Raw genomic sequence first — 12,631 nt, forward strand, 5'->3', positions numbered from 1 at the left:
CAGGCGCTGGCCGCGCGCGCCACGCTGCCCGCGGGTGCCGCCTGCGTGGTCAAGCAAGGCCATCTGGTCGACGCCCACAGCGTGCGCTTCTATGCGCCCGATTCCGAACAGGCCGGCCTGCTGGCCCGCCAGCAGGAAATCGAGAACCTGCAGCGCGAAATCAAAGCCCAGCAACTGATCGCCGACCAGGCCCGTGCGGCGGTGGCGCGGGCCGAGACCGCCTGGCAGCAGGTGTCGCAGGCGGTGGCTCCGGCCCGGCAGCGCGTGGCCGAAGTCACCCGCCGCGTGCACGATATCCAGCTCGAGCATTCGCGCCTGCAACAGCAGGCCGAGCAATCCGGCGAGCGCGCCGCGCGCCTGCGCCAGGACCTGGAAGAAATCGCCGCCCACGAGGAAGACCTGCGCGCCACTCGCGAAGAAGCCGAAGCGCGTTTTGAAACCCTGGACGCCGAACTGGCCGAACACCAGTCGCGCTTTGCCGACGCCGAGATCGCCGGCGAAGACCTGGCGGCCCAGGCCGAAGCCGCCCGAGCCAAGCTGCGTGAACTCGAGCGCGCCGCCCAGGAGGCCGAGTTCGCCGAGCGCGCCGCGCAGTCGCGTATTGCCGACCTGCAGCGCAACCGCCAATTGGCCGCCGACCAAAGCCAGCGCGCCGCGGTCGAACTGGAGCAATTGCAGGCCGATCTGGCCGAGCTGGACGCCTCGGCGTCCCAGGCCGGGCTGCAAGACGCCCTGGAAGCGCGCGCCGAACGCGAAGAGGCGCTGTCGCTGGTCCGCCAGGAACTGGACAACCTGTCGGCCCTGATGCGCGGCGCCGACGAAGAACGCATGCAGCAAGAGCGCGCGCTCGAGCCCCTGCGCGCGCGCATTACCGAATTGCAGTTGCAGGAACAGGCCGCCCGCCTGGCCGAAGAGCAGTTCACCGAACAGCTCAACGCGCGCGAAGTCGACCGCGAGGCCCTGGCCCAGGAATTGGCCAACATGCCCGACGAATGGCGCCGCGCCAATTGGCTGCAATCCGAGGTGGGCCGCATTTCGCGGCAGATCGACTCGCTGGGGTCGGTGAACCTGGCCGCGCTGGACGAACTGAACTCCTCGCGTGAACGCAAGGAATACCTGGATTCACAGCAGCAAGACCTGCTTACCGCGATCGACACGCTCGAAGATGCCATTCGCAAGATCGACCGCGAGACGCGCGAATTGCTGCAGGCCACCTTCGATACCGTCAATGGGCATTTCGGCGAACTGTTCCCCAAGCTGTTCGGCGGAGGCGAAGCCAAGCTGACCATGACGGGCGACGAAATCCTGGACGCCGGCGTGCAGGTCATGGCGCAGCCCCCGGGCAAGCGCAACAGCACCATCCACCTGTTGTCCGGCGGTGAAAAGGCCTTGACGGCCACCGCATTGGTGTTTGCCCTGTTCAAGCTGAATCCGGCCCCGTTCTGCCTGCTGGACGAAGTGGATGCCCCGCTGGACGACGCCAACACCGAGCGTTACGCCAACCTGGTCAGCAACATGAGCGAGCAGACTCAGTTCCTGTTCATTTCGCATAACAAGATTGCGATGCAGATGGCCAAGCAACTGGTGGGCGTTACCATGCAGGAACAAGGGGTTTCGCGTATCGTTGCCGTAGATATTGATTCGGCTGTGCAAATGGCCGCCGAAGCCGCATAAACCGACTACAGAATGGCGCTGAGTTGCCGGCGCAGGAATGAAATATGAGCGACTTGCAGATCGGGCTGATTGCCCTGGGCGTGCTGCTGATTTTGTTGGTGCTGGGCTTCAATTGGTGGCAAGACCGCCGGGCCCGCAACCGCATGCAGGCCCATTTCCCGGCCTCTGAACAGGATCCCCTGCTGGGGGCCGGCGAGAGCCGTGCCCCCAGCGGCGAATCGTCGCGCCGCGAGCCTGGCATGGGTGCGCCGGCCGCCGGCCAGCCGCAGGCTTCCAGCCCCGGCGCGGACGCCGACGACCCCGATGAGCCCGATCCCGCCTGCGAGGTCGTTATCGAAGTCAATTTCAGCGAACCCGCGCGCGGCGCCGACCTGCTGCCTTATTTGCAGGGCCTGCGCCAAGTGGGCCGCAAACCCATGCGCGTGTTTGCCGACACCGACCGCGGCCGGCACCGTGCCCGCATCCACGCCAGCGAGTCCTATTCCGCGCTGCAACTGGCCGTGCTGCTGGCCAACCGCAGCGGGCCGTTGACCGCCATCGAGTGGTCGCAGGCCTGGGCGCGCGCGCAAGACCTGGCCGAACGCTTCGAGGCCACCATCGAAGGGCCTGATCAGCAGGCCGTGCTGGAGCGCGCCGCCAAGCTCGATGACATGTGCGCCGCGCTGGACACGCAGGTGGGATTGACGCTGTTACTGGGCGCGCCGCGTGCCGCCAGCGAAGTCGTATCCGTGGCCCGTGAACTGGGCTTCGCGCCCGACGGCCCGCGCCTGGCCTGGCTGGCCGACAACGGCGTGGCCCGCTTTACCCTCTCGCGCGGCGACGGCGGGGCATTCGATGCCGGCGCTTCCGCGCTCGACCGTGTATTGCTCCTGCTCGATGTGCCGTGCAGTCCGGCCGACCCACGCGCCTTCGGCCGCATGGTCGATGTGGGCCGCGATCTGGCCTCGCGCCTGCAGGCCGAATTGGTGGACGACCAGGGCAAGCCGTTGGTCGACGGCGCCGAAACCGTGATCGACGAGCGTCTGCAGGTATTGTTCGGCCAACTTGACCAGGCTGGCCTGCCCGCGGGCAGCCCCCGCGCGCAGCGGGTGTTTGCCTGATGGCAGGACAGGCCGGGGCCGGGCAGGCGGCGCAGCGGGCCGCGCAGTTGCGGGCCGAGATCGAGCAGCACAATGTGCGTTACCACATGCACGATGCGCCCACCATCCCGGACAGCGAATACGACGCGCTGATGCGCGAACTGGTCCAGCTTGAAACCGATCACCCTGACCTGGTCACCCCGGAATCGCCCACCCAGCGGGTGGGGGCGGCGCCTTCCGCCGCCTTCGGCAGCGTCAGCCACGCCGTGCCCATGCTGTCGCTGGGCAATGCCTTCGAACCCGATGAAGTACGGGCCTTCGACCGCCGCGTTACCGATACGCTGCGCGGCGCCGGCCTGTTGCCGCCCGATGGGCAGCCGGAATACTTCTGTGAACTGAAGCTGGACGGCCTGGCCATCAGCCTGCGCTACGAAGACGGCCGGCTGGTGCAGGCGGCCACCCGGGGCGACGGGCAGACGGGCGAAGACGTCACGGCCAACGTGCGCACGATACGCGTGGTGCCCTTGCGCCTGAAAGGCCAGGCGCCGCGTGTACTGGAAGTGCGTGGCGAAGTCTTGATGAACCGTGCCGACTTCGAACGCCTGAACCGCAGCCAGGCCGCGCGCGACGAAAAGGTTTTCGTCAACCCGCGCAATGCTGCCGCGGGCAGCCTGCGCCAGTTGGATCCTCGCATCACGGCGCGGCGGCCGCTGCGCTTCTTCGCCTATAGCTGGGGCGAGGTGCACGGCTTGCCTGGCGGGCAGGCCGAACAGTTTGAAGAGCCCGCGCCGGGCGTGCGCCAGGAATCCAGCCTGCCACACGCGTCCCACGGTGCCATGCTGGACTGGCTGGCCGACCTGGGTTTGCCGGTGAACAAACAGTACAACCGCCGCGTCACCGGCGCAGATGGCCTGCTGGCGTTCTACGAGGAAATCGGCAGCGAGCGCGCGAAGCTGCCCTATGACATCGACGGCGTGGTCTACAAGGTGGATTCCCTGCCGGCCCAGAAAGTGCTGGGCTTCGTGGCGCGTGCTCCGCGCTTCGCGGTAGCCCACAAGTTTCCGGCCGAAGAGGCCACTACTCGCCTGCTGGATATCGAAGTGCAGGTAGGGCGCACCGGCGCCATCACCCCGGTGGCACGCCTGCAGCCGGTGTTCGTGGGCGGTGTCACCGTCACCAACGCCACGCTGCACAACGAAGACGAGGTGCGCCGCAAAGACGTGCGTATCGGCGACACCGTGATCGTGCGGCGTGCGGGCGATGTCATTCCCGAAGTGGTGGGGCCGGTACCGGACAAGCGTCCCGCCGATGCGCGTGAATTCGTCATGCCCACGGCATGCCCGGTGTGCGGCTCGGCCATCGAGCGCACCGAAGACGAAGCCATCGCGCGCTGCACCGGCGGCCTGTTCTGCGCCGCCCAGCGCAAGCAGACTCTGCTGCACGCGGCGGGCCGCAAGGCGCTGGACATTGACGGCCTGGGCGAGAAACTGGTCGATCAACTGGTGGAAAGCGGGCGCGTGAAGTCGCTGGCCGACTTGTACGGGCTGACCGCATTCGAACTGGCCGCGCTGGACCGCATGGGCAAGAAGTCGGCCGACAACCTGGTGGCCGCCATCGACAAAGCGCGCACGCCCAGCCTGGGCCGGCTGCTGTTTGCCCTGGGCATCCGCCACGTGGGCGAAACCACGGCCCGCGACGTGGCGCGCCATTTCGGCAGCATCGAGAGCATCATGGATGCCGACGAAGATGCCCTGGCCGGCGCGCCCGATGTGGGGCCGGTGGTCGCGGGTTCGATACGGCGTTTTTTCGCCGAGCCGCATAACCGCGAGATCATCGACCTGCTGAAGCAGCAGGGCGTGCATCCCGTGGCCGAGGCCGGCCCGCAAGGCGATTCCCTGGCCGGCAAAACCTTTGTGCTGACCGGCACCATGCCCAACTGGACGCGCGACGAGGCCACCCGCCATATTCTGGCGGCGGGCGGAAAAGTCAGTGGCTCGGTATCCCGGAAAACCGCCTACGTCGTGGCTGGCGAGGACGCCGGCAGCAAGCTGGTCAAGGCCCAGGAATTGGGCGTGGCTGTGCTGGATGAAGACGAGTTGAAGGCCTTGCTGGGGGTGTAGTAGGGGCGGCTTGTGTGGGCCCCTGGCAGGCAAAGAAAAAACCCGCTCAGGCGGGCTTTTTTTACGGTGTCAGACACGCAAGGTGTCTGACACCTACGACAGTATTTCCAGGTGTCAGACACCTTGCGTGTCTGACACCGTACCGCCGTATTACTTGATCGTGGCCTTGTCGCGCAGTTGCTTCTGGTATTCGCCCAGGGTTTGCTGGCGCAGCATTTCTTCCAGTTGCGGGCGCACCTGGTCGAGCGGCGGGAATTCCACCGGGCGGGTGTCTTCGACCTGGATGATGTGCCAGCCGAATTGGGTTTGAACCGGCTTGTCGGCCAGTTCGCCCTTCTTCAGACTGCTGACGGTGTCGGCGAATGGCTTGACGTAGTTGCTGGGGGAGGCCCAGCCCAGTTCGCCGCCCTTGGCGCCGCTGCCGGGATCCTTGGAGTTTTTCTTGGCAAGTTCGGCGAACTTGTTTTTGTCGCGCTTGATTTGCGCGAGCAGGTCGTTCGCCGTCTTTTCGTCTTCGACCAGGATGTGGCGAACCTGGTATTCCATTTGGCCGGCCTGCTGTTCCTTGGCCTTGTCGTACTCGGCCTGGATCTGCTTGTCGGTGACGGGGTGCTTTTCCAGGTAATCGGCCATGAGGGCGCGCACCAGGATGCCCTGGCGGGCAAGTTCGAGTTCGGTCTGGACGTCGGCCTGCTTGGCAATGCCGGCTTTCTCGGCTTCTTGCACGAAGATCTGGCGGTTGATCATTTCCTGCTTGACCTGTTCGCGCAACTGCGGCGAATCGGTGGCGCCTTGGCTGACCAGCAGCTTGACGAACTGATCCAGGTTTTGCTGCGAGATGGCTTTTCCGTTGACGGTGGCGGCGTTCTGCGCAAAGGCAGGCAGCGCGACCGCGCAAGCCGCGGCCAGCATCACGATGCGTTTCATGGATTTCCTTTAGGGCTTGGTCTGGGGAGCTTGGGCGTCGAGCGCAAGCGCATGGATGGGATAGGGGATCAAATCGTGCAGAAGATCATACACCAGCCGGTGGCGCGCCACCGGCGACAGGCCGGCGAAATCGGACGATACGATATGTACGTGATAGTGACCGGCGCCGCCCTGCGCGCCGGCATGTCCGGCGTGCAGATGGGAGTCGTCACGGATGTCCAGCGCCACGGGGTGCAGGGCCGCCAGGCGCGCGCGGATGAGGTCGATGCGGTCGGTGTTGTCGGGCATGATGATGACGGGAAAATCGTTGGATCAGTCTTTGCCGGACTTGTTCCCGGCGTCGGATTGGCCGGGCTGCTGCATATGGCGGCCCAGCCACAGCGACTGGCCGATGACGAAGGCCAGCAGCAGGCCCATCAGGCCGAACACCTTGAAATTGACCCACTGCGATTCGGTGAACTGCCCGGAAAACGCCACGTACAGATTGACGGCGCCGGCGGCCAGGAAGAACAGCGCCCAGCTGAGATTGAGCTTGTCCCAGGCGGCGTCCGGCAGCTCGATCTGGGAACCCAGCAGCTTGCGCATCAGGTTGCGGCCGAACAGGCGCGCGCCAAGCAGGGCGCCGCCGAACAGCCAGTACAGCACGGTGGGCTTCCATTTGATGAAGACATCGCTGTGCAGCCACAGCGTGGCGCCGCCGAAGATGACGATGACCGACAGGTTGATCCAGTGCGTGGCCTCGATGCGCTTCTTGGTTGCCTTCAGCCAGATGAACTGCGCCACCGAGGCGGCGATGGCCACGGCGGTGGCGGTGTAGATGTCGGCAAACCGGTACGCGATGAAGAAGAGGATCAGCGGGAACAGGTCGAACAGGAATTTCTTCATTCAGTTTCTAGCGGTTCGAATTTGAGCGACAGGGAATTGATGCAGTAGCGCAGGCCGGTGGGCTCGGGGCCGTCGGGGAAGACGTGGCCCAGATGGGAGTCGCAGATATTGCAGATGACCTCGGTGCGTACCATGCCGTGCGAGGTATCGCGTTCTTCGCGCACGCGGGCCGGATCGATGGGGTCGAAGTAGCTGGGCCAGCCACAGCCGGCGTCGAACTTGGTGTCGGATGCGAACAGCGGGGTGCCACAGCCCACGCACCGGTAGATGCCGGGGGTGGAGGTGTCCCAGTAGCGGCCGGTGAAGGCGCGTTCGGTGCCTTTCTGGCGCGCCACGGCGTATTCTTCGGGGGTCAGCTGGGCACGCCATTCGGCGTCGGTCTTGTGTACTTTTTCCATATGCACTCTTGGAGTCCCGCTCCGTGGAATGGTTCGGGCATAATCCCGCCCCATGTTAATCGAGTTTGACCAGGCGGTTGTCGCCACGCCACATTCGCAGGCGCTGAAGGGGGTCAGCCTGACCCTCTCGCAGCGCCGCGTGGGGGTGGTCGGCCCGAACGGGGCCGGTAAAAGCACCCTGGCCAAACTGCTGAACGGGCTGGTGCTGCCCACCACCGGGTGCGTCACCGTCGATGGCCTGGACACCCGCCGCGACCTGAAGGCGGTGCGCCGGCGGGTGGGCTTTGTGTTCCAGAACCCCGAGAACCAGATCGTCTATCCCATCGTGCGCGAAGACCTGGCCTTCGGCCTGAGGCCGCTGGGCCTGGGCGCCGCGGAATGCCAGCGCCGCATCCTGGCCTGCCTGCAGGCCCTGAACGTGGCCCACCTGGCCGACCGGGCCAGCCACACGCTGTCGGGCGGCGAATGCCAACTGGTGGCCCTGGCTTCGGTGCTGGTCATGGAGCCCGGGCTGGTGGTTTTCGACGAGCCCACCACCCAGCTGGACCTGCGCAACCGCAACCGCGTCTGCCGCGCCATCGCCGAACTGGGCCAGCCGGCCGTGGTCGTCAGCCACGACCTGGAGCTGCTGCATGACTTCGACCGCGTGCTGGTGGTGCTGGACGGCCGGATCGCGGCCGATGACGCGCCCGGGCCGGCGCTGCGCTGGTACCGCGAGCACTGCGCATGATGATCGGACCCTTATTTGTCGCTGGCGACAGCCCGCTGCACCGGGCGCCCGCCGCGTGGAAGCTGGCGGCGCTGGTGGCTGCCGGCGCCGGCTTGTTCCTGTTGCACGATGCCCGGTGGCTGGGGGCGGCGCTGGCACTGTCGGCCCTGCTGGTGTGGTCCACCGGCGTGGCGGCGGGGGTGCTGTGGCGCCAGTTGCGCGGGCTGGTCTGGATACTGCTGGCCATTGGCCTGTTCTCGGTGGTGTTCCAGGGCTGGCTGCAGGCCGCCGCGGTGCTGCTGCGCATAGGCGCGCTGGTGGGCCTGGCCCTGGCGGTTACCCTGTCCACCCGCAGTTCGGACCTGATCGCGGTGTGCGAGCGGGCCCTGCTGCCGCTGCAGCGCCTGGGCCTGCTGGATGCCGGTAAAGTGGCGCTGGCGCTGGCGCTGGCCTTGCGTTTCGTGCCCGAGATCTGGCGCCACTATCAGGAAATCCGCGAAGCGCAGGCCGCGCGCGGGTTGTCGCGGCATCCGCTGGCCTTGATCGTGCCGCTGGTCGTGCGTACGCTCAAGCGCGCGGAACAGGTGGCGCAGGCCATCGACGCCCGCAGCTAGTGTGCTGCCCCATAGATACGATGCCCTGACCCCAACCGGCACGTTTCGTCAAGCCGACGTATCTATGGGGCAGCACACTAGGCCGTATCCCCCTTTATTCCCTCCGGAGCCGCTTCGATGAAGACCAAAGACACGGTGCTGATCGCGCTGTTCGCCGCCCTGATCGTGGTGCTGAGCCTGATGCCCCCGATTCCCTTGCCCGCCATTCCCGTGCCGGTGACGCTGCAGACCCTGGGCACCATGCTGGCGGGCGCCATGCTGGGCCCGCTGCGTGGCGGGCTGGCCTGCCTGTTGTATTTGTTGCTGGCGGCCATCGGCCTGCCGGTGCTGCCCGGAGGGCGCGGCGGGCTGGGCGTGTTCTTCGGGCCCACGGGTGGTTTCCTGGTTGGGATGGCGCTGGGCGCCTTCGTTACCGGCTGGCTGGCGCGCAGTCTGGCGGCGCGCGCCGCCGGGGCAGGCACGGCGGTGGCGGCGTACGTGCTGGCTTGCGTGCTGGGCGGCATGCTGGTGGTATATGCCGTGGGCATCCCCTGGCTGTCGGGCGTGACGCAAATGAGCCTGGGTAAGGCTGCCCTGGCCGTGGCGGTTTTCGTGCCGGGCGACCTCATCAAGGCGGTGGTGGCGGCATGGATTGCGTGGCGGGTGGAAAGGGTCTGGCCCATGCTCCGGGAATCCCCTTAATGACGCCTATCGGCAACTTCGGCAAGATTTGTTAATGTCGAATGCATTCGCTTTTTGCATAACAAGCTAGGGAAGTCACGGGGTTTTATTTAAGGTGTATTTGATACACTTCAAACGCAATTATTAATTTTTCTGTATGACGTTCAACCGGACTCACCAGCCCCGACCGGGCCATAACAAGAGTCCACACAGGAGACAACAACATGACGCGCAAGCATTTCGGCTTGTCCGCGGCCGCTGCGGCCGTAGCCTTGAGCGTGCCGCTGCTGGCCAGTGCGCAAGTCAAGGTGGGGGTGACGCTGGCCAGCACCGGCCCGGCGGCTTCGCTGGGAATTCCCGAGCGCAACACGGTGGCGCTGCTGCCCACCGAAGTGGCGGGCCAGAAAATCGAATGGATCGTGCTGGACGACGCCACCGACACCACCCAGGCCGTGAAGAACACGCGCAAGCTGGTGTCCGAAGACAAGGTCGACGTGGTGGTGGGCACTTCCATCACCCCGGGTTCGCTGGCCATGGTGGACGTGGCCGCCGAAGCCAAAGTGCCGATGATCAGCGTGGCGGCCAGCGCCAAGATCGTCGAGCCGGTCGATGACAAGCGCCGCTGGGTATTCAAGACGCCGCAGAACGACGCGCTGATGGCCAGCGCGCTGGCCGACGCCATGGCCAAGGCCAAGGTCAAGACGCTGGGTTTCATCGGTTTTGCCGATGCCTATGGCGACAGTTGGCTGGCCGTGATGCGCGACGCCGTGAAGGGCAAGGGCATCGAGATTACCGCCGTCGAGAAATACGGCCGCACCGACACCAGCGTGACCGGCCAAGTGCTGAAACTGGTCAGCGCCAAGCCCGACGCGGTCTTGATCGCCGGCGCGGGCACGCCTTCGGCGCTGCCGCAGAAGGAACTGCGCGCGCGCAATTTCCAGGGCACCATCTACCAGACCCACGGCGCAGCCAACAATGACGTGCTGCGCGTTTGCGGCAAGGATTGCGAAGGCATGCTGCTGCCGGCCGGCCCGCTGCTGGTGGCCGCCCAACTGCCCGACAGCAACCCTGTGAAGCAGTCGGCCCTGGCCTATACCAAGGCTTATGAAGCCAAGCATGGCGAGGGTTCCACCAACACGTTCGGAGGCCACATGTGGGATGCCGGCCAATTGATCGTGGCCGCCCTGCCCACCGCCCTGAAAACCGGCGCCAAGCCCGGTACGCCGGAATTCCGCGCGGCCATGCGCGATGCGCTGGAAGGCATCAAGAACCTGCCCGCTTCGCAGGGCGTGTTCAACATGAGCGCCACCGACCACGCCGGTTTCGACGACCGTTCACGTGTCATGGTCAAGGTGGAAAAGGGCAAGTGGGTCTATCAGCCCGACCTGTAATGTTCGTGCCGCCGGCGCGGCTGTCATGCCCGCCGGCAACCTTGAACACCGGCCGCCAGGCCGGTGTCTCGCATTCGCAGCATTGCCCGGCGGTGGGACCGGCAATGTGAAGACACCCATAAGGTAGTGGTTCGATGGATTTCACGATAGCGCTCATCCTGCTGCAGGACGGCATCGTCAACGGCGCCATCTATGCATTGCTGGGCATGGCACTGGTGCTGGTGTTTACCGTCACGCGGGTCATTTTCATTCCGCAGGGCGAGTTCGTGGCGTTCGGCGCCCTGACACTGGCCATGCTGGTCAATGGGCGCGTGCCCGGCACGGCGTACCTGCTGCCTTTGCTGGGCGCCATCGTGCTGGCGCTGGAATTGTTGCGCGCGGTGCGCAGCGGCACCTGGCGCGCCCTGCCCAAGGTGCTGCTCAGCTGCGTGGCACTGCCGCTGGGGCTGCTGTGGCTGACCTCGGCCTATGCCGGCGAGGGCAACTCGCTGTGGCTGAACATGCTGCTGACCCTGGCGCTGATCATCCCCATGGGGCCGATGCTGTATCGCATCGTGTACCAGCCGCTGGCCGAGGCGTCGGTGCTGGTGCTGCTGATCGTCTCGGTGGCGGTGCACTTTGCCCTGATGGGGCTGGCCCTGGTGTTCTTCGGCGCTGAAGGGTGGCGCACGCCTGCCTTCGTGGGCGGGCAATTCAACCTGGGACCGGCGACGTGGTCGGGGCAAAGCCTGTTCGTGGTGGGCACCTGCGCGCTGCTGATCGTGGCGCTGTGGCTGTTCTTCGACAAGACCCTGTACGGGCGTGCGCTGCGCGCCACGGCCGTGAACCGGCGCGGCGCGCGGCTGGTGGGCATCAGCACCACCATGTCGGGCAGCCTGACCTTCACGCTGGCGGTTGCTATCGGCGCCATGTCCGGCATGCTGATCGCACCCATTACCACCGTGTACTACGACACCGGCTTCCTGATCGGGTTGAAAGGGTTCGTGGGCGCCATCATCGGCGGCCTGGGCAGCTACCCGGTGGCGGCCGCGGGCGCCGTGCTGGTGGGCGTGCTGGAGGCGTTTTCGTCGTTCTGGGCCAGCGCCTACAAAGAAGTCATCGTTTTTACGCTGATCATTCCTGTCCTGGTGTGGCGGTCTTTCAGCAGCCATCACACGGATGACGAGGAATAAGCGCCATGAACCGTATCCTGCTTATCACATTCATCGCCGTGCTGGCCGTGCTGCCCATGGTGCCGGCCACGCCGGAATTCTGGATCACCCAGTTGAACTACATTGGGCTGGCCGCCATGGTGGCGCTGGGCCTGGTGCTGCTGACCGGAGTAGGGGGGCTGACTTCGTTCGGCCAGGCGGCGTTCGTGGGCCTGGGCGCCTACACCACCGCCGTGCTTACCAGCCAATACGGCGCCTCGCCCTGGCTGGCCTTGCCGGTGGGATTGCTGCTGACCTCTGTGGTGGCGTACCTGCTGGGCATCATCACGCTGCGCCTGTCGGGCCATTACCTGCCGCTGGGCACCATTGCCTGGGGCCTGTCGCTGTATTACCTGTTCGGCAACCTGGACTGGCTGGGCAAGCACGATGGTATCGCCGGCCTGGACCCCATCCGTTTCTTCGGTATTTCGCTGGCCAGCGGCCGCCATATTTATTACCTGATCTGGGTCTTCCTGCTGTTGTCGATATGGGCCACCAGCAATCTGTTGAGTTCGCGCCCGGGGCGCGCCATCCGCGCGCTCAAGAGCGGCGCGGGCATGGCCGAATCCATGGGGGTGAATACCGGCGCGTACAAGGTCGTGATCTTCGTATGGGCGGCGCTGCTGGCTTGCCTGTCGGGCTGGATCTACGCCCACATGCAGCGCGCCGTCAGCCCCAGCCCATTCGGCCTGAACTACGGTATTGAATACCTGTTCATGGCCGTGGTCGGGGGCGCCGGCCATGTATGGGGCGCCGTGGTGGGGTCTGCGGTGATCCTGGGGCTGAAAGACCAGCTGCAAAGCCTGCTGCCCGCGTTGTTGAGTACCGACGCCAATTTCGAGCTGATCGTGTTCGGCGTGTTGTTGATCCTGGTGCTGCAGTACGCGGCCAATGGGTTGTGGCCGATTCTGTCGTCGGGCTGGGCGCGCCTGACCGGCAACGCCGGATCGCGCCGCAGCCTGGCGCCGCCGCCCGCCGCGCCGG

General features: G+C 65.8%; 12 protein-coding genes and 1 pseudogene. 9 read left to right on the plus strand and 4 right to left on the minus strand.

Annotated features, from left to right (window positions below; translation table 11 throughout):
- The 3 genes and pseudogenes from LPZ50_RS13835 to ligA all read left to right on the plus strand — a co-directional run.
- Window positions 1-1,674: pseudogene (locus LPZ50_RS13835) on the plus strand (chromosome segregation protein SMC); the annotation flags it as partial.
- Between the two features lie 44 nt (window positions 1,675-1,718).
- On the plus strand, window positions 1,719-2,774 hold the full coding sequence (locus LPZ50_RS13840) for a cell division protein ZipA C-terminal FtsZ-binding domain-containing protein (protein WP_230662054.1): 1,056 nt from the start codon (window positions 1,719-1,721) through the stop codon (window positions 2,772-2,774).
- Window positions 2,774-4,873: an NAD-dependent DNA ligase LigA gene (ligA, locus tag LPZ50_RS13845; RefSeq protein WP_230662055.1), complete on the plus strand. Its 2,100-nt coding sequence runs from the start codon at window positions 2,774-2,776 to the stop codon at window positions 4,871-4,873. The genes LPZ50_RS13840 and ligA overlap by 1 nt, the downstream gene beginning before the upstream one ends.
- Before the next feature lie 150 nt (window positions 4,874-5,023).
- Here ligA and LPZ50_RS13850 read toward each other — a convergent pair whose 3' ends face one another.
- Genes LPZ50_RS13850 through msrB form a run of 4 tightly spaced genes read right to left on the minus strand, consistent with a single transcriptional unit; the run spans window position 5,024 to window position 7,083 of the window.
- Window positions 5,024-5,800: a peptidylprolyl isomerase gene (locus tag LPZ50_RS13850; protein WP_230662056.1), complete on the minus strand. Its 777-nt coding sequence runs from the start codon at window positions 5,798-5,800 to the stop codon at window positions 5,024-5,026.
- 9 nt (window positions 5,801-5,809) lie between these two features.
- Window positions 5,810-6,088 carry a BolA family protein gene (locus LPZ50_RS13855; protein WP_230662057.1) on the minus strand — a complete coding sequence of 93 codons (279 nt, stop codon included), beginning with the start codon at window positions 6,086-6,088 and terminating at the stop codon, window positions 5,810-5,812.
- Between the two features lie 24 nt (window positions 6,089-6,112).
- Window positions 6,113-6,685 carry a septation protein A gene (locus LPZ50_RS13860; protein ID WP_230662058.1) on the minus strand — a complete coding sequence of 191 codons (573 nt, stop codon included), beginning with the start codon at window positions 6,683-6,685 and terminating at the stop codon, window positions 6,113-6,115.
- A complete protein-coding gene (gene msrB, locus LPZ50_RS13865) occupies window positions 6,682-7,083 on the minus strand; it encodes a peptide-methionine (R)-S-oxide reductase MsrB (RefSeq protein WP_230662059.1) in 402 nt (133 codons plus the stop codon). The genes LPZ50_RS13860 and msrB overlap by 4 nt, the downstream gene beginning before the upstream one ends.
- A gap of 52 nt (window positions 7,084-7,135) precedes the next feature.
- On the opposite strand from msrB, the gene LPZ50_RS13870 reads away from it, so the two are divergent.
- The 6 genes from LPZ50_RS13870 to LPZ50_RS13895 form a co-directional block, all read left to right on the plus strand.
- Window positions 7,136-7,813, plus strand: a complete 678-nt coding sequence (locus tag LPZ50_RS13870; protein ID WP_230662060.1) for an energy-coupling factor ABC transporter ATP-binding protein — start codon at window positions 7,136-7,138, stop codon at window positions 7,811-7,813.
- Entirely contained in the window at window positions 7,813-8,406 is a 594-nt protein-coding gene (locus tag LPZ50_RS13875) for an energy-coupling factor transporter transmembrane component T family protein (protein WP_230662065.1), read from the plus strand. The genes LPZ50_RS13870 and LPZ50_RS13875 overlap by 1 nt, the downstream gene beginning before the upstream one ends.
- 117 nt (window positions 8,407-8,523) lie before the next feature.
- Window positions 8,524-9,087, plus strand: coding sequence for a biotin transporter BioY (locus LPZ50_RS13880; protein WP_230662061.1), 564 nt, complete (start codon window positions 8,524-8,526; stop codon window positions 9,085-9,087).
- Window positions 9,088-9,290: 203 nt separating this feature from the next.
- Window positions 9,291-10,457 (plus strand): ABC transporter substrate-binding protein, encoded by a 1,167-nt coding sequence (locus tag LPZ50_RS13885; RefSeq protein ID WP_230662062.1) that lies wholly within the window; start codon window positions 9,291-9,293, stop codon window positions 10,455-10,457.
- Between the two features lie 134 nt (window positions 10,458-10,591).
- The gene (locus tag LPZ50_RS13890) at window positions 10,592-11,629 is read left to right on the plus strand and encodes a branched-chain amino acid ABC transporter permease (RefSeq protein ID WP_230662063.1); all 1,038 of its coding nucleotides are present in this window, start codon (window positions 10,592-10,594) and stop codon (window positions 11,627-11,629) included.
- A 5-nt stretch (window positions 11,630-11,634) separates the two neighbouring features.
- Window positions 11,635-12,631: branched-chain amino acid ABC transporter permease (locus tag LPZ50_RS13895; protein ID WP_230662064.1), on the plus strand; the 997-nt coding region annotated here is incomplete at its 3' end.

The organism is Bordetella petrii, assembly GCF_020991325.1.
In the GTDB taxonomy this organism is placed as follows: Bacteria; Pseudomonadota; Gammaproteobacteria; order Burkholderiales; family Burkholderiaceae_B; genus Bordetella_A; species Bordetella_A petrii_E.